This window comes from Gluconobacter albidus (assembly GCF_002723915.1).
Lineage (GTDB): Bacteria > Pseudomonadota > Alphaproteobacteria > Acetobacterales > Acetobacteraceae > Gluconobacter > Gluconobacter albidus.
Map to the genome: position 1 here is coordinate 1 of NZ_BEWL01000013.1, position 21,040 is coordinate 21,040.

A 21,040-nucleotide genomic window follows, 5' to 3' on the forward strand; every position below is an offset into this window, starting at 1 on the left:
GACACTTCGCAGAACCGGTTCACCCCCCGTTTTTACAATTTAATAAAGGTTTCACCACGCGCACCCGTGGCGAGGATCAGTTCCCAAGCGAGCGGTCAACAGAGCGTCCTGCGCGCTCGACCGGCCCCTTCGGCGGATCAACAGTATCGCGAACCTTCTCGCCAAACGTCCGATGATGCTCGCAAGCCGTCAGCGTAACGCACGACACAGAAAGAGCAAGAAGAAGCAGGATTGATTTTCGCATGGGAGTGTTCCTTCAAAAAACGTTTCGACACGGTAAAACGCCGCAGGCTTTCTCCGGTTTCTTTCAGAAATCCGAAACGATTTTCAGTCTGTACCCGGACAGGCCTGCCCTTTCATCATGCCGCCCACCAAAAAAAATACAGTCATTCCCGAAATAAAATTCCCATCCACTCCAATCGGAGCCAGTAAATTAAAAATCACTATGTTCACAATATGAAACTATATTTTCCGAATTAAAATAACCCCGCAGATTTTGAAGGCATATCGACTGTCGCAAAACAGTCATGTTTCAATGGTCGCATCCCTTTGCGGGCTGCCATAAATTGAAAAAAGGTAAACAACCCATGGATCGGTGATGTCTGAAACGACGATAGGTTCCCGCGCGGAAATCCAGTCCTCTTCGCGCCCCGACATGAGCGGAGGCAACAAGCCTCTTCATGTTATCCTCTTTTTCGCAGTCCTGATCGGCGCACTGGGCTTCGCCGCATTCAGTATCCTTCGGGACATGCATTCGGTCGGCGAAGGGGCCCTCGCAACGGGAACCTTCGTGATGCTCGGCATCGCGCTGATCATTGCTCTGGCTTTCGAGTTCGTTAACGGCTTCCACGACACGGCCAACGCCGTCGCAACCGTCATCTATACCCGCAGCCTGCCACCGCTGATTGCCGTCATCTGGTCCGGATTCTGGAATTTTCTTGGGGTTGCGCTCTCAACTGGCGCAGTCGCCTACAGCATCGTCACACTTCTGCCGGTGGAACTGATCCTGCAGGCCGGAAGTGGCGCGGGCTACGCCATGATTTTCGCCCTTCTGATCGCTGCCATCGTGTGGAACCTCGTGACATGGGCATTCGGCATCCCCAATAGTTCGTCCCATGCCCTCGTGGGGTCGATCATGGGCGTCGGCCTGGCCAACCAGCTGATGTCGCCGACCGGAGCTGCGACCCAGGGTGTTGACTGGAGCCAGGTCGGAAAGGTGTTCTCCGCCCTGCTGTTCAGCCCCATCTGCGGGTTCGTCATGGCCGGACTTCTGCTGCTCGTCATGAAGCTGCTGATCCGCAACAAGGCACTCTATCAGGCCCCCAAGGGCGATACCCCGCCGCCTCTGTGGATCCGCGCGCTGCTGATCTTTACCTGCACCGGCGTGTCGTTCTCGCACGGCGGCAATGACGGGCAGAAAGGCATGGGCCTGATCATGCTGATCCTGATCGGCGCCGCTCCCACCGCCTATGCCCTGAACCGCGCCATGCCGGAAAGCGCCATGCCGGCCTTTTTCCAGACCTCCGCGGAAGCCGAAAAGATCTTCCTGAGCCATACTCCGGACCCTTCCACCACCCTGACGGCAGAAAACGCCCGCGAAATCGTGGGCGCCGGCCTGCGCGCCAAGTCCGTGGCCTCTCCGCAGACTTATGATGCGCTGGCCGTTCTCAGCAACGACATCTCCACCTCGGTCAAAACCTATGGTTCTATGAAGGCCGTCCCTGCCGCGGCCGCGCCAAACGTCCGTACGGACATGTATCTGGTCGCAGACGCCATCCGCGTCATGGGAGAAGCAAAGGACTTCACACCGGTGGAAAAGGATGCGCTGAAATCCTTCCAGTCAGAACTCTATCACGGCACACGTTTCATTCCGCTTTGGGTCAAGATTTCCGTCGCCATTGCGCTGGGTCTTGGAACAATGGTCGGATGGAAGCGCATTGTGGTGACGGTCGGTGAAAAGATCGGCAAGACCCACATGACCTATGCCGAAGGAGCCTCGGCTGAACTCGTGGCGATGACGACCATTGGTCTGGCCGAAAGATACGGCCTCCCCGTCTCGACGACGCACATCCTGTCGAGCGGCGTGGCTAGAACAATGGCGGCCAACGGATCAGGTATTCAGATCTCAACCCTCCTCTCCATGGCTCTGGCATGGGTCACCACCCTGCCCGCCGCCATGGCAATCGCAGGCATCCTGTATGTCCTGTTCCGCCAGATTTTCTGAAGAAACCCTGACGCCCTGTACGGAAACCAGATCCGTACAGGGCTTCCGTCCTATTCCTGACGTATCAGGATCGCCCTGAAATCATTGACGTTCGTCCCGGTCGGACCGGGCACAAACAGGTCACCCAAAGCCTCGAACGCGGTATAGGCGTCATTTTCCATCAGAAGATCAATGGGACGGATCCCTCTCTCCCGCAAACGCTCCATGCTGGCCCCATCGGCGAACGCTCCCGCATTGTCTTCTGACCCGTCAATGCCATCGGTATCCGCCGCCAGAGCCACAAACGGGAAGCCCTCCGCCGCAAGCGCAAAAGCCAGGAGAAACTCTGTGTTCCGGCCGCCCCGCCCCTGCCCGCGCATCGTTACCGTGGTTTCACCGCCCGACAGGAGCACGACCGGCCGCCGGAAAGGCCGATCTCTCAGAACGATTTCCCGAACCAGAGCGGCATGAACCTTTCCGACATCTCTGGCTTCCCCTTCAATCGCATCGGACAGGATCACAGGCTGAATTCCAGCCTGCCGCGCCTTTTCCGCCGCAGCTTCCAGAGACAGATGCGCGGAGGCGATCACGCGGACAGTGTTCCCGCTGAACACCGGATCAGTTGCCAGTGGTGCCTGGCCTTCCTCCCCATCGAGCCATAAGCGGACCTTCGCCGGAAGCTGTATTTTCCAGCTTTTCACAAGGCGCCGGGCGTCTTCGCGGGTTCCCATGTCCGGCACGGTAGGCCCTGAAGCCACCTGTGCCGGATCATCGAACGGAACGTCGGACACCACGAGAGACACCACCTTCGCCGGACTGGCCGCCGCTGCAAGACGGCCGCCCTTGATACCGGATACCTGCTTGCGGATGCTGTTCATAACCGAAATCGGCGCCCCTGATGCCAGCAGCACACGATTGAGTTCAGCCTCATCCGCAAGTGTCAGTTCCGCTGACGGAGAGGGCAAGAGGGCAGATCCGCCGCCACAGATCAGCGCCACCACAAGATCATCCGGCCCAAGTCCTCTCACGGCGTCAAACAGTGCGTCTGTTGCCCTCAGGCCAGCCTCGTCTGGCACGGGGTGCGACGCCTCCAGCACACGAATGAACTGCGTTGGACACACATTGCCGTAACGGGTGACCACCACACCGCTCAGAGGCCCCGTCCAGACACGCTCAAAAGCCGCCGCAAGCTGGGCAGCCCCTTTTCCCGCACCGATAACGACCGTTCGTCCTTTAGGGGGATCGGGAAGATACGCCCCCAGAATGCGATCGGGTTCTGCGGCTCCAACGGCGGCCTCGAAAAGTCCCGTCAGAAACGTGCGATCCTGAAACATCATTGTCAGTTCCTGTCTGTCCTCTTGCACGTGAGGTTTCGCCCACTGGCCTGGTCACACTCAATTTCCATGATTCCAGTAAAACTTCGGTGGAATCCGTAATTTTCAGAGGGGCTCATATTTCACACCGAGAATGAAATCACGATTATCTGAAAATAAATTCACAGGAGAACCATCTTCGATATTACCCGACGTCACAGTTTGAATTTCTTTCCAGAGATTTTTTTCTTGCATTATGACGAAATATGCCGTCTACATTGATCCGGCAGGTGCTCTTAAGCGAGTTTTCGGCGCGTGTTGCGCCATTCGTTCTCCTTAAGTGTTATGATTTCGTGTGTATCTTGTACACGACTGCTATTGTTAAAAAGGAGCCTCGTTATGGCAACAGGCACCGTAAAATGGTTTAACTCCACCAAGGGCTTTGGCTTCATCCAGCCTGACAACGGTGGACAGGACGCGTTCGTTCATATCTCTGAACTCGAGCGCGCCGGAATGCACACCCTCAACGAAGGTCAGCACGTCTCTTACGAGCTCGAAGCTGGTCGCAACGGCAAAACCTCAGCAGTGAGCATCAAGGCAATCTGATTGCCCCGATGTACATTCTGATGTGCAGAAAGCCGCCTTTACGGGCGGCTTTTTTCATGTCTGCACACCTCGGGAAACTGCGGTAAATTCGCTCATACCAAGCAGGGCCGTGGCAGCCGGGCTCTGATAACGCTCCTTGTGACGCAGACCATAGAAAAAACGACTTTCAGGGACCTGAAGTACGGCATGCAACGTGCCTGCGCGCAACGCCGGACCAACAACCAGAGACGACAATGCGCCGATTCCGGCCCCCGCTTCTACGGCCGTCCGCACACCCTCATTTGAAGGCAGAACCAGACTGATATTCAGATCTTCGATGCCGATATCATATTTTCCCAGATAGTGCTCCAGCGCTGAGCGTGTCCCGGAGCCCGCCTCTCGCATGACCCAATCCTGTTGACGTAACCAGACGGCGTCGATCCGGGGTGGAATCAGGGAACTTGCCTGCACGAGAATCATATGGTCCTTGCCGACCGGCCATTGCGCCAATGCGGTGTCATCGACAACGGCTTCCACAATCCCGACCTCGGCCTCGCCCTCCCTGACCATTCGGGCCGCTTCTTCCGTATTGCTGATCGCCAGCTCGACCTCGATGTCTGGATACCTCTTCCGGAAGGCGACAAGGATCGCGGGCAACCAGTATGCGGCAATGGTCTGACTGGCGACCGCCTTCAGCGTCCCCCGCCTCAAACCGCTGATATCCTTCAGAATATTCTCAGCTGCCGTTGCCTGCGCCACCACCGCCCGTGCCTCCGGCAGAAACAGCCGTCCGGCATCCGTCAGACCGATCCCCCGCCCAACCCGATGGAAAAGCTTGATCCCATAACGCGCTTCCAGCGCCGCAATAGCGGCCGAAACTGCGGACTGGGTCACGTTCATCGCCCGGCTTGCGGCTGTGACGTGCTCCCGTTCTGCAACGGCGATGAAGAGACGAAGCTGGTCGAGTGTCATGCCGTCTTTCTAACAGAATCCATCTAATTTTCCGATTGGAATCAAAAAAGTTATTCGTTGGAATGATATATCGGCCTCAGCCTAGATATCTCCGGCAAGGGAGATCATCATGCACATATCCTGCTTCAGAAACCGGCCTGCTTTCAGATTGCCCGAAATTTTGGTCACAAAATTTCCCGGCATCGCTCTTTGCGCGAGCACGGCCCTGCTGGCTTTTGAAGCAGAAAAAATCGAACGCGCATTCCTTCAGAAATCATGGCTTGAAATGCTTAATCTGGCCCTTGTCATCGGGATCTGCCTCCGAATGGTCTCCAGTCGAAGCCGCGTTTTCGATCCAGGGATCAGGTTCTGCTCAAAATCCCTTCTGGATGTGGCAATCGTTCTTCTTGGAACCGGATTTAGCATGACTGGAATTGTCTCGGCAGGCCCCGGAATTCTCGTCTGTGTTTTCGGAATAGTCGCTTTCAGCCTTGCCCTGACCATACTGATCGGACGCCTCACCGGCCTGTCCCACTCACAGACCCTCCTCGTGGCCTGCGGCAATTCGATCTGCGGAAACTCCGCCATCATGGCCGTCGCACCCGTCATTCATGCCCGTGAAGAAGATATTGGCGCCGCTCTTGCCTTCACCGCCACAGGCGGTCTTGCCATTGTTCTGGGCCTGCCACTTCTTCTGCCATTCCTGCATCTGTCCGATATCGCGGAAGGCAGCGTTGCCGGACTGACCGTCTATGCCGTCCCACAGGTCATGGCGGCAGCGTCACCATTCGGGACCGCTGCCCTGCATACCGGAACACTGGTCAAGCTCATGCGTGTCCTGACGCTGGGACCCGTGTGCATTGTCCTGTCGCTTCTGTACCCCCGCAAAAACCGTCAGACAGAAACGCATCAAACGTCACGTCGGCTTATCCCGTGGTACATCACGGGATTTATGCTGATGATAACTTGCCGGTCTTTCAACATAATCCCTGAAGCGCTTCTTCCCGTCCTCAACACCCTCGCCACGACCCTGACCGTCATGGCGATGGCCGCATTGGGAATGAGCATTGATATCCGCTCCGTCTTCAAGGCCAGCGGGCCATTGATGCTCACGGTCGCCCTGTCTCTGGCCGGCCTCGTCAGCGCCAGTCTGGCGCTGATGAAGATCGTGACCTGACACAATCCTACTGGTAGATTTTCCCGTACCGGTTGGCCAGATAATCAGCCAAGGGAATATCTTCCTGCCGGACAAAACCCTGAGTCGGAATTTTTCCTTCCGCCAGCAGATCTAGAACGGCACAGATGGACCCGGCCGTCGTAAGCTGGATCGCCGTGCGGAACCCTCCCATGAAATCCTGCGCCTCAATGGAACGGGCCACAGTTTCCTGCTGGAGCTTTCCGTTCTTCAGACCTGTCACGATGACGGAAAGCACAACCAGATCCTGTGCAGTCCCCGGAATGGCATGCGTGAAAATATCCTGAAGGATATGCCGCCGCTCCGACAGACGCAGATCCGACAGCAGAACCTTCATGATATCCCGATGGCCCGGATAGCGCATGGTGCGATAATTGAGTTCCCGAACCTTGCCCTCATAGGTCTCGCACAGAGACCCGAGCCCGCCTGACGTGTTGAAGGCTTCATAGGTCACGCCATCAACACCCAGCGTCTCGACCCCGTCCATAGCAGGAACCACAACCCGCCGCCCGTCTACGATCGCCTCGCACGGCTCGATATATTCGTTGATCAGACCTTCCGTGCTCCAGGTCAGGTTATAACCCAGCGCGTTGGACGGAAACCGCGGCAGCGCCCCGACCCGCAACCGGATTGTCTCCACCTCATCGAAATGCTGCGCCAGATCATGTGCAGCAATGGAAACAAAGCCCGGCGCCAGACCACATTGCGGAATGAATGCGCTGGACGCCCCTTCGGCCAGCGCCCGCACATCTTTCGTGGAGGCCACGTCCTCCGTCAGATCGAGGTAATGCGTGCCGGCCGCCGCAGCTGCTTTTGCAATATTCCGCGTCAGATGAAAGGGGAGTGCCGACAGTACGGCGAACTGACCGTCCAGCAGCGCCGGATCCAGCCCTTTTGCGATGTCCACTGTCCTGCGCCTGATGCCTTCCGGCAAACTCAGTCCCTGAAGATGATCAGCATGGCAGTCCAGCAGCGTGACGCCATAGCCTCCGTGATGGAGGAGTTCCGCAATGGCTGAACCGATCTTTCCCGCGCCTGCAACCGTAACCTGCTTCATAATCATATCCTGTTCCGGAAGTGTTATGACAGCATCACGATCAGGGCAGACGGATCTCAAGCGGCATCCCGACGATGAAATACAGTTTCCATCGGCAGATTGCCGGTTATAACTGGCAGAATGACGGATTCACTAGATCAGGCCCTGCTCGACATCCTGCGTCGCAATGCGCGCACGCCCACAGCTGCGCTGGCGCGCAGGCTGGGGATTTCACGCACTACCCTTCAGGGACGCATGGAACGCCTGGAGCGGCAGGGCCATATCCGTGGCTATACGCTTGTGGAAAATACTGACGACGACCTGCTGCGTGCACATGTCTCGATCGTCATCACGCCCCGTCACAGCCAGAAGGTGGAGCGCGACCTAAAAACGCTACCCGAACTCCGCGAATTACACGCAGTCAGCGGCGCCTCGGATCTGATCGCCCTGCTCGGCGCCGCAACGACGGAGGGCATCAACCGTGCCATTGACGACATCGGCCAGATGGAAGGCGTAGAGAGGACGGTGTCCGCCATCATCCTCTCCACACGCTTCCGTAAAGGGAACTGATCCCTCAGAGAGCGGCGTTGAACACCAGTCCCAGAACCGCAGCATCCTTGTAGCGGGTGGTTCCGCCAAGACGGTTGAAATACTGAAAGTCCGGCTGAAGCGTCAGACCATTCATGATGTGATAGCTGTAGAAGAATTCGTAAATGTTCTCATGGGACTGAATGCCGTGCGGAACACCGAAATTGGTGGATTGGAACGGCAGCCCATTATCAAACGACGCTTCCTGCTGAAGGGTCGCAGCCCGGCTGAAGTTCATCCACTGATACGCAATACCCCACGTATCCAGCGGACGCCCCCAAAGCTTTCCGGTATCAAGCAGAGAGCCGACCAGATGATGGTTCATCGCCGAGGTCTGGCCAGAGGCATAGGAATAGTATCCTGCCAGCATGAGGCCGTTCATCGGGCCATCCCCATGCCGGATCAGCATCTGATCCATCAGCACCCAGACGGACGTCTGACCACTCTGATAGCGCGGACTCCGGCCACTCAACACCCAGGCCTGCCCAGAGCCGTCATCATACAGATCGTGATAGCGCGAATTGTCGTACATGGCGCCAACCTTGTAATGGCCGATCAGCTTGTCCTTGCCGAACTCCGGAATCCAGCCCAGTTCAACCTCGGTAGAAAGCTTTCCAAGCCCGCTCTGCGCCCAGGACCAGCCGGAAATACCGCCATTATAGGAATGGGGAGACACGGCAAACAGCCCGCCCATCAGATAGAGATGCGGGTTCGGCATCAGACGCAGAACCGTGCCCATATTGCCCGACGGCCAGTCACGTCCGCCATTGAGGTACTTGGTCGGCGTCACGTTTCCGCACATGGAAACGTTCGTGAAGCTGCAAAGCCAGGGGGAGTTGTTGAAGAACGTCCCCGTCGGGATCCACCCTGCCGCCAGATCCACCTTCCGGTTGAACCACGCTTTTTCCGCATAAGCCCAGACGAGATGCGCCACGACATTGCCACGCGCACCATAGATCTGTTGGGCCTGCGTGACATTATCCCCGATATCACCGCTCAGGTTCCGGCCATGCCCGTTGACCATGAGCGTATGCAGCCACAGATCCTTCGACCAGTCGCCACCCAGAATCTGGTGCCAGTCCAGATCAACCGTCACGCCGACCTGCCCGGCATTCGTCTCGGTCTGGTGACGACCACCCGTCACATTGCCCATAAGACTTTCATACACATCCACCGCAACATAGATGCCATGCTTCTGGAGCCAGGGCTGTACCCCTCCCCAGGTCCCGAACATATGGGTCGTGCCGTAGGGCGCACCAAAGGACGGTGGTCCATAAGGAGACTGGAGAAAACCCGGAATGGTCGTGGACAGCGGAGGAACCGGCTGCGTCTCTGACCCCATGGGGGCAGGATTCGTCAGATCTTCCGAACTGGCCTTGCTCTTGCTGCTCTGCGCCTCAGCAGTACCAGACCCCATCGTCAGCACCCCCAGCCCGCAGGCGAAAGCGAACGACAGAGCGGAACCGGACCGACGATAAGCCGTACCAGCAGAAACCAACGTCAGGAATTTACTCACATGCCTCAAACCGACATCCCCTTACAGAGCCAAAAAATGCGAAAGACAGGGATGCCATGATCGGCACCCTTAAGTAAAATTCACTTTACAGAAAGAGCTTTGTTGCAGGAAGGTACAAAACAGTGAGACAATTGAAACAATAAGACTTTATTTTATGAAATAAGATCACGTTTGTTTTCGTTACCCCTCCCATCTCGGAATCCTCATGCAGCATCCCTTCCCCGTTCCAGATGCCATTACCGTCAAAAACCTCCGGAAAACCTATACAGTCCGCGAAGGTGGAAGCTGGCGCGGGAAGACGCGCGAGATCGTGGCGCTGGACGGAATTTCCTTTTCCGTTCCCAAAGGCCAGATCGCCGGTTTCATCGGTCCGAACGGCGCGGGAAAATCGACGGCCATCAAAATCCTGTCCGGAATCCTGCGCCCCACCTCTGGCGAAGTGCAGGTCAACGGCCTTGTGCCCTGGACCAGCCGCGTCGCTCACGTGGCACGGATCGGGGTCGTCTTCGGTCAGCGCACCCAGCTCTGGTGGGATCTGTCGGTCGGTGAAGGTCTGGCGCTCCTGCGCGACATTTACGGCGTCGAGCCCGAACGCTTCGCCCGCAACCGCGCCCGTCTGGCCGATGCGCTTGATCTGGGCGAGATCATGGACCAGTCCGTCCGTCAGCTTTCGCTCGGACAGAGAATGCGCGCCGAAATCGCCGCTTCCCTCATCCACGACCCCGACATTTTGATTCTCGATGAGCCCACCATCGGTCTGGACGCACCGTCCAAGCTCGCCGTCCGGGCATTTGTCCATGAACTCTGCCGGGACCACGGCACGACCGTCCTGCTCACCACCCACGACATGCATGATATCGAGGCGCTGGCCGAACGCGTGATCGTCATCGGGCATGGCCGCATCCTCGCGGACAGCCCGTTCGAGGATCTGCGCATGACAACCCTGTCCGAACGCATTCTCGAACTGGATTTTCACGGTACGCCACCCGAACTGGCGCTCCCGGCCGGAGCCGTCGAAACCGCCCGCGCGCCACACAGCCTCACCATCACGTTCGATCCGCGCCAGATTCCGGCCCCCGCCCTTGTCGCCCATGTGGGACATCTGCCCGGACTGGACGATCTGAGGATCAGCCGCCCCTCAATCGACGAGATCATCACACGCTTTTATGCGGACCACGCCGCATGACGCTCCGCCCCTATCTCACGGCCTTCGGGCTGCAATGGAAGATCGGTCTGCGATACCGTATCGCGGTCGTGGCCGGACTGGTGGCGCAGATGTGGTTCGGCGCCGTGACATTGATGGCCTATGCCTCTGTTTACCACGCAGCCCCCGACGTCCAGGCCCCGCTCTCGCTGCGACAGGCCATGACCTACACCTGGATTCAGCAGTCCCTCTTCACGCTTTTACCGCTGGGCTGCCTGCCCGCTGTCGGAGACGCCGCCAAAACAGGCGCGATCGTCTATGATCTGCTGCGCCCGGTCGATATGTGGCACTGGTGGCTGTCGGCCACTCTGGCGCGTCTGCTGGGCAATGCCGTACCCCGTGCAGTCCTGCTGGCCTGCGTGGCGGGTCCACTGGCCATGCTGGTCGGTCTCGGCGCATGGAGCCTCGCGCCACCAGCGGATCTGACAGCAGCAGTTCTGTCGCTGCTCTCCATCACGCTCGGCGCACTGCTCTCGGCCACCATCGTCATGTGGTGGAATATCCTGACGGCCCGCACGCTTTCGCCTCTCGGCAGCTACGCCGTCGGCACGCCGCTGGCCGTACTGCTGTCGGGAATGCTCCTGCCGCTGCCGCTCTATCCCGACTGGATCCGTCCCTTCCTGCTCGCACAACCCTTTGCCGGAATTACCGACATTCCCATCCGGATCTATCTGGGCACACCCATTCCGGGCGGCGTCGCAACCGGACTGGGTCTTCAGCTTTTCTGGCTGACCACCCTGACCCTGCTCGGACGCCTGTGGATGCGCCAGACAGTCAACCGGCTGGAGGTGCAGGGTGCCTGAAACGATGCCATCTCCGACCCGCACGCTCAGCGCCCTTGGTCTCTACCGCCGCATGGCGGGCGCTTCGATCGTCGCACAACTCCGCTACCCCGGCACATTCGCCATTCAGGCCATCGGGAATTTCGTCACGACCCTGCTCGGCTTCTTCGGCATCTGGAGCCTCTTTCGCCGCTTCGGCAGTATCGCAGGCTGGGATATCGGTACGGTCGCCGTTCTTTATGGCCTTGTGAACGTGGCCTTTGCGGTGGCTGAAACCTTGGGACGCGGCTTCGAGGTCTTTGGTGGCGAATATGTCCGTACAGGTAGCTTCGACCGCCTGCTCCTGCGGCCACGCTCGACCCTGCTTCTGCTTCTGGGCCACGAACTGCGCCTGCGCCCCATTGGACGTTTCCTTCAGGGCGCGTTCGTTCTCATCGCGGGATTATGGCTTGCGCCTCATGTCCAGTGGAGCGCCGTTCTGGTTCTGCCACTCGCCATCGCAGGCGGAGCAGCCATGTTCCTTGGCGTCCTGATCGGACAGGCCGCGCTGTGCTTCATCACGGTCGAGGGGCTGGAAGTCGTGAACGTCCTGACTTACGGCGGCGTCGAGGCTGGACAGTATCCGCTGACCATGTTCGGACGCTGGCTCCGGCGGTTCATCACTTTTGTCCTACCGCTCGCTGCCGTCTGCTACTATCCCGCCCTGTTCAGCCTCAACCATCCCGACCCGCTGGGCATGCCGACATGGGTCGGCAGCCTCTCGCCACTGGCAGGTTTTGCCTTTCTGGGCGTCATGGTCCTGATCTGGCACCGGGCCGTTGCCGGATATGTTTCCAGCGGAAGCTGACGACGGGGTTTAAGACCCGGCCCCCATCAGCGACACATGTGCGGCAATAATCTTCCATCCATCCGGCGTGCGGAACCAGGTCTGGCTCTGACGCCCGATCTTCTCAGCCCCGATGCGCCGGAACTCCAGATCCACCGTCGCCACATCCTGCCCGACAGCCGTAACGACACGCCGCAGAACCTCCCGCGGCGGCGATCCTCCCGTCCGCGCCCGGCGGAAGGCCTGGATTTCTTCGAACCCGTAAAGGTTCTCCCTCACACCGTAACGAACCGTTTCCGCGCCGTCGTAAAAAAGAGCATCCAGTTCATGCAGGATGTTCTCGCCCAGCGCCTTTTCATAGCGGTCGGACATCGCAGTCACGTCTGCAAGAACCTGAGGATCATTCAGCGAGGGAAAAGGATTCAGCGTCATCATTCGTCTCCGGCAAGACTTTCGGGAAGGGCTTTCACTTACGAAAAAGACATAGCATTCTTCAAAAAATCACCATCTCGTGAATTTTCGAAACGTAACGAGATCTGTACCATTTTTCGTAAATACTGATTCCTCTCCCCAAATCATAAAAAAAAATTAATGGATTTTGAAAAGTAAAAAAAACTCCATAAACCACGATTTAAAAGACGTTGTATTTCATCCCACCTATTGTCCCGGTTTCCCTTCCTTGCTCAAAATCTGTTGGGAACCGAGCTGAATGAATGCCATCGTCGTCACCGCGCTAAGGCGACCGCTCACCTTTGTCGTCCTGTCGATCATGATCGTGCTGCTTGGCGTGATGTCGATCTTCAAGACGCCAACCGATGTTTTTCCAAACATCAAGGTTCCGGTAGTCGCGGCAATCTGGACTTACCCGGGACTTCTGCCCCAGGAATTTGCCGGTCGTATCACCTATAACTTCGAACTGGCCGTTACCACGACCGTTCAGAACATCGAGCACATGGAGTCCAGCTCCTATTACGGCCGCTCGATCGTCAATATCTATTTCCAGCCCGGAACATCGGTCGGTACCGCCGAAGCCGAAGTATCGGCCATCGCACAGACCGTGCTGCTCGGGCTCCCGCCCAAAGTCCCGGCGCCGATGATCGTGGCCCTGAACCCGTCACAGGTTCCGGTCATTGCCCTTCAGATGACGTCTGACAAACAGACGCCCTCCGATCTCTTCAAGCTCGGTGTCATTCGGGTTCGTCCGCTCCTTGCCACGGTTCCCGGCGCCATCGTCGCCCATCCTTACGGCGGCATGGACAGCTTCGTCATGGTCTCCCTGGACCAGAAGCAGCTTCAGGCCCACCACCTCTCCGCCGCAGACGTTCAGGCAGCCCTGACCGCCCAGAACATCGTTCTGCCGGCAGGCGATCAGAAGATCGACGCAACGGACTGGATGGTCCAGACCAACGCCGCCCCGGAATCCATGGACGATATCGCCAATATTCCGGTCAAGCGGGTTGGCAATGCGGTCATTTATGTGCGCGATGTGGCGTCAGTCTATCGCGGCGGCCATCCTCAGACGAACCTCGTTCTGGTCAAAGGCCGCCAGGGCGTCGAGATGATCACCCAGAAGGGCGGTACGGCCTCCACGCTCGATGTGGTCGCGGCCACCAAGGCCCTGCTCCCGCGCCTGAAAGCAATCCTGCCTCCTGACGTCCATATCTCCATCCTGTCCGACGCCTCCATCATGGTGAAGGATCAGATCAAGGATGTGGTTCAGGAAATGATCACCGCGTCGTTCCTGACCGGTATCGTGGTTCTGCTCTTCCTCGGCTCCTGGCGCTCCACGGTCATCATCGCGACCTCAATTCCGCTCGCCATCCTGTGCTCGATCATAGCCCTTGGATGGGCCGGCCAGTCGATCAACGTCATGACGCTCGGTGGTCTGGCCCTTGCAGTCGGCATCCTCGTCGATGATGCCACGGTGATGATCGAGAACATCGACGTTCACCTCGAAATGGGCAAGGATCTCGAAACCGCCATTATTGATGCGGCAAACCAGATCGTCATCGCGACTTTCGTCTCCACGACCTGCATCTGCATCGTCTGGCTGCCGCTGTTCGAACTGGATGGCGTCGCAGGCTACCTCTTTATGCCGATGGCGCTTGCCATCATGTTCGCGATGATCGCGTCCTTCATCCTGTCACGGACCCTCGTTCCGACCATGGCGAAGTACCTTCTCGCAGGCCATGTGCATCACCCCGTCGGCGCACCTGGCCCCGATGAAGACCCGCACGGTATCCATGACTCTGCGATCGACATCCCGAACCCGCATGCGACCCAGCGTCCGCCATCGGGCTTCTTCAGCCGCTTCCAGAAAGGTTTCGAAGCACGTTTCACCAGCTTCCGTGAAGGATACAACACGATCCTCACACGCTGCGTGGCACGCCGTGGCGCCTTTGTCGGCATCTTCATGGTGCTCTCCATTGCGTCCATGGGGCTCTATTTCGTCGCAGGGCGGGACTTCTTCCCCGAAGTGAAATCCGATGCCCTTCAGATGCACATGCGCGCCCCGCTCGGAACGCGTATTGAAGTTGCAGGCCGCATCGCCGCCCTCGTGGATGACCGCATCAACCAACTTCTGCCGGGCAAAATCGAGAACATCATCTCGAACTGCGGCCTTCCCGAAGGACCGCATAACCAGGCCTTCATCCCGACCCCGTCCATCGGGACCCAGGACTGCGACCTGACGATCGCACTGAAGAACGCTGAATCCCCCGTCTGGGATTACCGTGCCCTCCTGCGCAAAGATCTTTCCAAGCGCTTCCCGGGAACGGTCTTCACCTTCCAGCCTGCGGATCTGACGAACAAGATCCTGAACTTCGGTTCCGCCGCCCCCATCGACATCCAGCTCTCTGGCCCGGATGCCATGGAAAACTACAACTACGCCAAGCACCTGATCGGGCTGATCCGCCAGATCCCGGGCACGGCAGACGTGAACATCCAGCAGACGATGTCCACACCAACGCTGATGGTGAATGGCAACCGAACCTTCAGTCAGGCAACTGGCGTGACGGAAGCCGATCTTGCAACCAACGAACTGCTGACGCTTGCCGGCTCCGGCGTCGTCGATCCGCAGTTCTGGCTCGACCCTGTCGACAACGTCACCTTCCCGCTCAACGTCTACACGTCACAGGACCAGCTCACCCATCTCAACGACCTGCTGACCATTCCGGTGGACAAGGGAGACGGCGATCCCAACGACAAGACCCAGCTTCTGGGCGCGATTGCCAATGTCGTGGCAGCCGGCACCCCAGGCGAAGTCTCGCACTACAACTCGATGTCCGAAATCGACATCTATGTGAACATCGAAGGCACCGATATGGGCTCCGTGCTGGACCAGGTGCGTCAGGTCGTCGCCCACGACGATCATAACAAACCGACCTCCGCCGAAGTCGATATCCACGGTCAGGCCACAACGATGGCAAGCGCCTACAAGCAGCTCATCATCGGTCTCGCGATCTCGATCGTCCTGATCTATCTGCTGATCGTGGTGAACTTCCAGTCCTGGCTGGATCCGTTCATCATCATCACAGCCCTTCCGGGCGCACTCGGCGGCATCGCATGGGCCCTGTTCCTCACACAGACACGCCTGTCCGTCCCGGCCCTGACAGGCGCAATCATGTGCATGGGCACCGCAACCGCGAACTCGATCCTCGTGGTGTCCTTTGCCCGTGAGCGCCTCGAAATCCACGGCGATGCGCTTAAAGCCGCTATCGAAGCCGGTTATGGCCGCATCCGCCCGGTCATCATGACCGCTCTGGCCATGGTCGTGGGCATGATCCCGATGGCGACATCGAACTCGACCAACGCGCCTCTCGGCCGCGCCGTAATTGGTGGCCTGATCGTCGCAACGATCTCGACCCTCCTCTTTGTTCCCTGCGTCTACGCAATCCTCCACAACCGCACATCGCGTCAGAAGGAAATCGCCTGATGGCTACCTCCCCCAAACTCATCGCCGCTGCGGGAGGGTGCCTCCTCGCGCTCTATGTCGGCTATATCGTCGTGGACCGCATTCATGTCTCTACCGCCCTCGCGGCCGAGACCAGGGAAAATGCTCTTCCCGACGTTGCCGTCGTCAAGCCGATCCAGTCACCCAAGAAGGTCGCCCTGACGCTGCCTGGCAATATCGACGCCTGGTATCAGGCGCCGATCTATCCGCAGGTCTCGGGCTACGTGAAGATGTGGTACAAGGACTACGGTGCCCGCGTGAAACAGGGCGACGTTCTGGCCGAGATCAACGCCCCGGCGCTGGACGCACAATACGCACAGGCGAAAGCCGACCTTGCGTCGATCATGGCCAAATACAACCTGTCCAATGTCACGCTCCAGCGCTGGCAGGCCATGGGTCGCTCACAGTCCGTCTCGGGGCAGTCCGTCTCAGTCGCACAGGCTGACCAGCAGTCCGCCAAGGCGCAGGTCGAAGCCGCCGAGCGGAACGTTGCGCATTTCGAGGCGCTCGAACGCTTCAAGACGATCGTCGCCCCCTTCGATGGCATCGTAACCTCCCGTGACATCAATGTCGGCGACTACGTCCATGACGGTGGTGGCAACCTCAACGCTGCGGGTGCGGCCTCCGAACTCTTCACCGTCGCAGACGTGCACAAGCTACGCCTGTTCGTTTCTGTGCCTGAAGTCTTCCAGTATGTCCTCAAACCGGACATCACGGCCGAAGTCACCGTCCCACAGTTCAAAGACCGCAAGTTCACGGCGAACTTTCTGACGACGGCGCGCGGCTATGATCCGAACACCCGGACCTCCACCACGGAATTCGAGATGGACAACCCGAACGAAGTCCTGTGGCCCGGCACCTTTGCTTCGGTGGAACTCAAGGCAAACAACGAGAATGCCCATCTCTACGAAGTGCCCACGAGTGCTCTGGTCTTTCAGGAGAAGGGCATGCAGCTCGCCGTGGTCCGGGACGACAACACGGTCCATTTCCAGAACGTGACGGTCGGACGCATGGCCGATACGGCAACGGAAATTCAGGCTGGCATCGGCCCGAACGACCGCGTGATTGCCAACCCTCCAGCGGACGTACTCGAAGGCGACAAGGTTAACGTGACGGTACCGCAGCGCGGCTACAACCAGTCCGGCTTTGGAAAAGAGAACGAGTAAGATGATCCCATCCTTCTCCCGCCTCCGCCGCACCGGTCTGGTCTGCGGCACCGCCCTGTCGCTGCTCGGCCTGTCCGCATGTGATCTGGCGCCGGGCTACAAGGCCCCCAATCTTGTCGTCCCTGCTTCATGGCAGGGACAGGCGCCGTTCGCCGTGGCCATACCCGCAGATACAGCACTGCCCACCAACTGGTGGACCATGTTTCAGGACCCGCTGCTGAACGATCTCGAAGCCCGCGCCACCTCGGATAACGGCGACATCCAGGCCGCCGCCGAACGCTTCATTCAGGCGCGCGCCCTCGTCGTGGCCGCGCGTTCAGAACTGCTCCCGCATGTCAGCCTCGAAGCCGGTGCCTCGGACAACAAGCAGTCCGCTGACCGCCTGTTCCGCAACGGTGCAACCCTGACCCAGACCGAAGAGGAATACGGCGGTCTGGCATCGTGGGAACCTGACTTCTGGTCGTCCATCCGCAACCGAGTCCGCGAACAGAAACAGTTCGCCCAGCAGCGTGCGGCCGATTTCGCGATGGCCCGCCTGAGCACGCAGGCCGAGCTTGCGCGCGACTACATCCAGCTTCGCGGCTATGACGCGCAGGATGCGATCTATGCGCAGTCCATCGGCTATTATGAGCGTGCCGTTCATATCACCGAAAATCAGGTCCAGAACCAGGCTGCTCCCCGCCTCGATCTGGCACGGGCACAGGCGCAGCTCTACACCACACAGGCGGCGCGTCTGGACATTCAGGCCGCAAGGCAGGTTACGGAACATGCCATCGCAGTGCTGACCAACAGTTCACCGTCAAGCTTCCACATCCCGGCCAGTCCGCAGTTTCATTTTGTTCAGCCGACGATCCCTACGGACGTTCCCTCCACCCTGCTCCAGCGTCGTCCGGATATCGCATCATCCGAGCGCGAAATGGCACAGGCCAATCGTGAAATCGGCATCGCACGTGCGGCTTTCTATCCGCATATCGCCCTGCGCCTGAATGGTGGGTTCTCCGCCAATGGCTTCGATCTGGCCAATCTGGCCAACTCGCTGTGGACCTATGGCGCGACGCTCGACATGCCGCTCTTTGATGGCGGACTTCGCCGGGCGGAACTTCAGAGAACATGGTCGGCCTATCGTGAAACGCGTGACGACTATCGTATGAAAGTTCTGTCGGCCTTCCGCGAAGTGGAAGACGGGCTGTCCCTGACCGAACGTCTGACCAAGGAAAACGCGGCGCTGGAACAGGCTGTCAAAGCCAATCTCGCCACGCAGAACATGACCATGACGCTCTATCAGGGCGGCGTCGGAACCTATCTTGAGGCCATTTTCAGTCAGGAAAACACGCTGGAAAGCCGCATCCACCAGGTCGAGATCGCAACCCGTCTGTACCACGCGGACGTGGACCTGATCCGCAGCCTTGGCGGCGGCTGGACCATCCGCGACCTGCCCACAATGGACCAGACCCTGTCCATTACGCCGTTGCAGTACAACAACCTGCACCATCCCAAACCCGTCGGGGACGTCACGACGTCACAGCATCCCGAACAGTTCGAGAACCTGACGACTGGCCTGCCAGCGACACGGTGAACGAATATTTTTGCCCTGACCGATGTCAAACCGGTCAGGGCAAAACAGGGCATTGACCTTTCCGCAAGGAGCGCTCCAATAAGCACCCAGGTTCTACCGGGCCTATGCTTTACCCCGTTCCCTGCCACGAGTAGGCTCTGCTTCATGCGTTACGTCATTCTTTCCAGTTTTCTTCTGCTTGCGTCCTGTTCTTCTGCCCCGTGGGTCACAGGACATACCGACAGTAAATGCATCCGCGAACAGATGGTGAGTGGGGCCACTGGCAATGCCCGCCCCTTCGCAGCGGCCGCAGGCTTCTGTGCCGCCGCCATCCGCAGGGAAAACCAGGGACATGGGCGCCCGCTGGACGTGCGTGACGACATGACCCTTCAGGCCATGGCGGAAAACCCGGATTACAATACCGCCGGACTTGCATTCGTGCCGCGCGATTCCAAGACGAAAATTCCCGGCGGCATCCGCAACATCAATATCGACTGATCCGTCGCGGAAACAGTTTCGTATTCCCGCAGCCCCTCACAAAGGAAGGTCTTTTCATGTTCAGCCACATCATGCTGGGTAGCAACGACATTGCCCGTTCCAAAGCATTCTATGATGCAACGCTTGGTGTCATCGGCTGTACGGCCGCCGAACCCGACGCCAAGGGTCGGCTTGTCTATGCCCATTCCGGCGGTCGTCTGATCATCACGAAGCCCCTGAACGGCGAACCTGCCACTGGTGCGAATGGCGGGACTGTCGGGATTGCCATGAGCAGCCCCGAACAGGCGGACGCCTGGCACAAAGCCGGCGTTGAAAACGGTGGCGAGGCCATCGAAAACCCGCCCGGCATCCGCCATACCGGAATGGGCGACCTCTACCTGGCCTATCTGCGCGATCCGGACGGCAACAAGCTCTGCGCCCTGCACCGGGTCGGCTGAGAAACCAATCCCGGCAGCGAGGTTGTCTGCCGGGCTGGCCTGCGGCATGAAAGGGGCCAACACGTCCCTTTTCCCTGTCGGCAGGTTCCCAAGATGTCTAACCATACCCCCATTGGTCTCGAAAACGGCTCTGCGCCCGTCACGGCACTCACCCATTCGGGTAATTTTCATGTCGATGAGACCATGGGTTATGTCATCCTGCACTATGCCCTTGCGCCGCAGGGGGATCTTCGTGCGCGTGTTCTCGAAGAAAAATCCGCCGACCGCCTGACCTTCATCCGGACGCGCAATCCGGATATCATCAAGTCGGCCGATATCGTTTTCGACGTCGGTGGCCTCTACGATCCGCCGCATGGCCGTTACGACCACCACATGAAAGACAAGCCCCTTCGTGAAGACGGCACGCCTTACAGCGCAGCTGGTCTCCTGTGGAAGGATTATGGTCACGCGGCCATTCGCAACATCCTGAACACGGCGGCCGACGACGCCACCGTGGATCTGATCTGGCAGAGCCTCGACAAGTCCCTGATCCTGCCGATCGACCAGGATGACAATGGTGTGGTCAAGATGGGCAAGCTCTCGCTGGCGGACATCGTCTCGGCGTGCAGCCCGCCATGGGATACGGCTGAGCTTTACGGACGCCAGGAAGCCCGCGCACGGGAATCCCTCGGTTTCGCCAATGCCGCCACAGCGGTCGCCTCGCATCTGATCAATGTCGTGGACCGCATCCGTGCCAGCCTCAAAGCGACGAACCGCGTGATCGCGGCGTATGAGAGCGCCGAAGACAAGCGCATTCTCGTCATGGAAACGGGCATGCCGACGGAAAAGGTCATTTTCGAGCATGACCTGCCGGTGGTGTATGTCGTCTCTCCGGCAGGGCCGGAGCAGTGGAACGTCAAGGCCGTTCCGCCTGTGCGTGGCGATTTCGGGCAGCGCGTCTCTCTGCCGGAAGCCTGGGGCGGCTTGGAGCGGGACAGGCTGGCTTCCGTCTCTGGCGTTTCCGACGCCGTATTTGCCCATCCTGCCCGCTTCATCTGTGGTGCAACGAGCCGCGAAGGGGCCATCCGCATGGCCCAGCTGGCTCTGCAGATCGCCGGGGTCTGAGACGAAACGTCTTAGCTCAGGGCCTTGATCTTCAAATAAATTTCTTCATTGGAAGTCGGTGTTGCCGCTAGGAAAGCTCCGAATTCCGGATTTTTCAGCGGCGGACCACTCTTTGATGACGAACCTCCC

The 21,040-nt window shown here is 58.8% G+C and carries 19 protein-coding genes; 13 read left to right on the top strand and 6 right to left on the bottom strand.

Annotated elements, in window-relative coordinates; genetic code table 11:
- Positions 1–76: 76 nt before the first annotated feature.
- Positions 77–244, bottom strand: coding sequence for a hypothetical protein (locus GAL01_RS15760; RefSeq protein ID WP_165919968.1), 168 nt, complete (start codon positions 242–244; stop codon positions 77–79).
- Between the two features lie 354 nt (positions 245–598).
- Between GAL01_RS15760 and GAL01_RS13160 the strand changes: the two genes are divergently transcribed.
- Positions 599–2,224, top strand: a complete 1,626-nt coding sequence (locus tag GAL01_RS13160) for an inorganic phosphate transporter (protein WP_062027517.1) — start codon at positions 599–601, stop codon at positions 2,222–2,224.
- 50 nt (positions 2,225–2,274) lie between these two features.
- Here the strand turns inward: GAL01_RS13160 and GAL01_RS13165 are convergent, their stop codons facing one another.
- The gene (locus tag GAL01_RS13165) at positions 2,275–3,540 is read right to left on the bottom strand and encodes a glycerate kinase type-2 family protein (protein ID WP_062027515.1); all 1,266 of its coding nucleotides are present in this window, start codon (positions 3,538–3,540) and stop codon (positions 2,275–2,277) included.
- A gap of 375 nt (positions 3,541–3,915) precedes the next feature.
- Between GAL01_RS13165 and GAL01_RS13170 the strand changes: the two genes are divergently transcribed.
- A complete protein-coding gene (locus GAL01_RS13170) occupies positions 3,916–4,122 on the top strand; it encodes a cold-shock protein (protein WP_062027513.1) in 207 nt (68 codons plus the stop codon).
- Between the two features lie 54 nt (positions 4,123–4,176).
- Here GAL01_RS13170 and GAL01_RS13175 read toward each other — a convergent pair whose 3' ends face one another.
- Positions 4,177–5,073, bottom strand: coding sequence for a LysR substrate-binding domain-containing protein (locus GAL01_RS13175; protein ID WP_062027512.1), 897 nt, complete (start codon positions 5,071–5,073; stop codon positions 4,177–4,179).
- A gap of 109 nt (positions 5,074–5,182) precedes the next feature.
- On the opposite strand from GAL01_RS13175, the gene GAL01_RS13180 reads away from it, so the two are divergent.
- On the top strand, positions 5,183–6,229 hold the full coding sequence (locus GAL01_RS13180) for a YeiH family protein (protein ID WP_062027510.1): 1,047 nt from the start codon (positions 5,183–5,185) through the stop codon (positions 6,227–6,229).
- Between the two features lie 7 nt (positions 6,230–6,236).
- Here GAL01_RS13180 and GAL01_RS13185 read toward each other — a convergent pair whose 3' ends face one another.
- The gene (locus GAL01_RS13185) at positions 6,237–7,304 is read right to left on the bottom strand and encodes a saccharopine dehydrogenase family protein (RefSeq protein ID WP_062027524.1); all 1,068 of its coding nucleotides are present in this window, start codon (positions 7,302–7,304) and stop codon (positions 6,237–6,239) included.
- 120 nt (positions 7,305–7,424) lie between these two features.
- On the opposite strand from GAL01_RS13185, the gene GAL01_RS13190 reads away from it, so the two are divergent.
- Positions 7,425–7,853, top strand: coding sequence for an Lrp/AsnC family transcriptional regulator (locus tag GAL01_RS13190; RefSeq protein WP_062027508.1), 429 nt, complete (start codon positions 7,425–7,427; stop codon positions 7,851–7,853).
- Between the two features lie 4 nt (positions 7,854–7,857).
- Here GAL01_RS13190 and GAL01_RS13195 read toward each other — a convergent pair whose 3' ends face one another.
- Positions 7,858–9,213, bottom strand: coding sequence for a carbohydrate porin (locus GAL01_RS13195; protein ID WP_249208412.1), 1,356 nt, complete (start codon positions 9,211–9,213; stop codon positions 7,858–7,860).
- A 379-nt stretch (positions 9,214–9,592) separates the two neighbouring features.
- On the opposite strand from GAL01_RS13195, the gene GAL01_RS13200 reads away from it, so the two are divergent.
- The 3 genes from GAL01_RS13200 to GAL01_RS13210 are packed head-to-tail and all read left to right on the top strand — an operon-like array spanning position 9,593 to position 12,220.
- Complete coding sequence (locus GAL01_RS13200; protein ID WP_062027506.1) at positions 9,593–10,573, top strand: ABC transporter ATP-binding protein; 981 nt, start codon at positions 9,593–9,595, stop codon at positions 10,571–10,573.
- On the top strand, positions 10,570–11,394 hold the full coding sequence (locus GAL01_RS13205) for an ABC transporter permease (protein WP_062027504.1): 825 nt from the start codon (positions 10,570–10,572) through the stop codon (positions 11,392–11,394). Before GAL01_RS13200 ends, GAL01_RS13205 begins: the two co-directional genes overlap by 4 nt.
- 4 nt (positions 11,395–11,398) lie before the next feature.
- A complete protein-coding gene (locus GAL01_RS13210; protein WP_062027521.1) occupies positions 11,399–12,220 on the top strand; it encodes an ABC transporter permease in 822 nt (273 codons plus the stop codon).
- A gap of 9 nt (positions 12,221–12,229) precedes the next feature.
- Here the strand turns inward: GAL01_RS13210 and hpxZ are convergent, their stop codons facing one another.
- Complete coding sequence (gene hpxZ / locus GAL01_RS13215) at positions 12,230–12,631, bottom strand: oxalurate catabolism protein HpxZ (protein WP_062027519.1); 402 nt, start codon at positions 12,629–12,631, stop codon at positions 12,230–12,232.
- A gap of 277 nt (positions 12,632–12,908) precedes the next feature.
- Here hpxZ and GAL01_RS13220 point away from each other — a divergent pair, with 277 nt between their 5' ends.
- The 6 genes from GAL01_RS13220 to GAL01_RS13245 all read left to right on the top strand — a co-directional run bounded on the left by GAL01_RS13220 (position 12,909) and on the right by GAL01_RS13245 (position 20,911).
- Complete coding sequence (locus GAL01_RS13220; RefSeq protein WP_099253336.1) at positions 12,909–16,133, top strand: efflux RND transporter permease subunit; 3,225 nt, start codon at positions 12,909–12,911, stop codon at positions 16,131–16,133.
- Positions 16,133–17,317, top strand: a complete 1,185-nt coding sequence (locus tag GAL01_RS13225) for an efflux RND transporter periplasmic adaptor subunit (RefSeq protein WP_062028920.1) — start codon at positions 16,133–16,135, stop codon at positions 17,315–17,317. Before GAL01_RS13220 ends, GAL01_RS13225 begins: the two co-directional genes overlap by 1 nt.
- A gap of 1 nt (position 17,318) precedes the next feature.
- A complete protein-coding gene (locus GAL01_RS13230) occupies positions 17,319–18,893 on the top strand; it encodes an efflux transporter outer membrane subunit (protein ID WP_062028918.1) in 1,575 nt (524 codons plus the stop codon).
- A gap of 144 nt (positions 18,894–19,037) precedes the next feature.
- On the top strand, positions 19,038–19,370 hold the full coding sequence (locus GAL01_RS13235) for a hypothetical protein (protein ID WP_062028915.1): 333 nt from the start codon (positions 19,038–19,040) through the stop codon (positions 19,368–19,370).
- 56 nt (positions 19,371–19,426) lie between these two features.
- Complete coding sequence (locus tag GAL01_RS13240; RefSeq protein ID WP_062028910.1) at positions 19,427–19,807, top strand: VOC family protein; 381 nt, start codon at positions 19,427–19,429, stop codon at positions 19,805–19,807.
- 93 nt (positions 19,808–19,900) lie between these two features.
- Complete coding sequence (locus GAL01_RS13245) at positions 19,901–20,911, top strand: MYG1 family protein (RefSeq protein ID WP_062028908.1); 1,011 nt, start codon at positions 19,901–19,903, stop codon at positions 20,909–20,911.
- Positions 20,912–21,040: the final 129 nt, after the last annotated feature.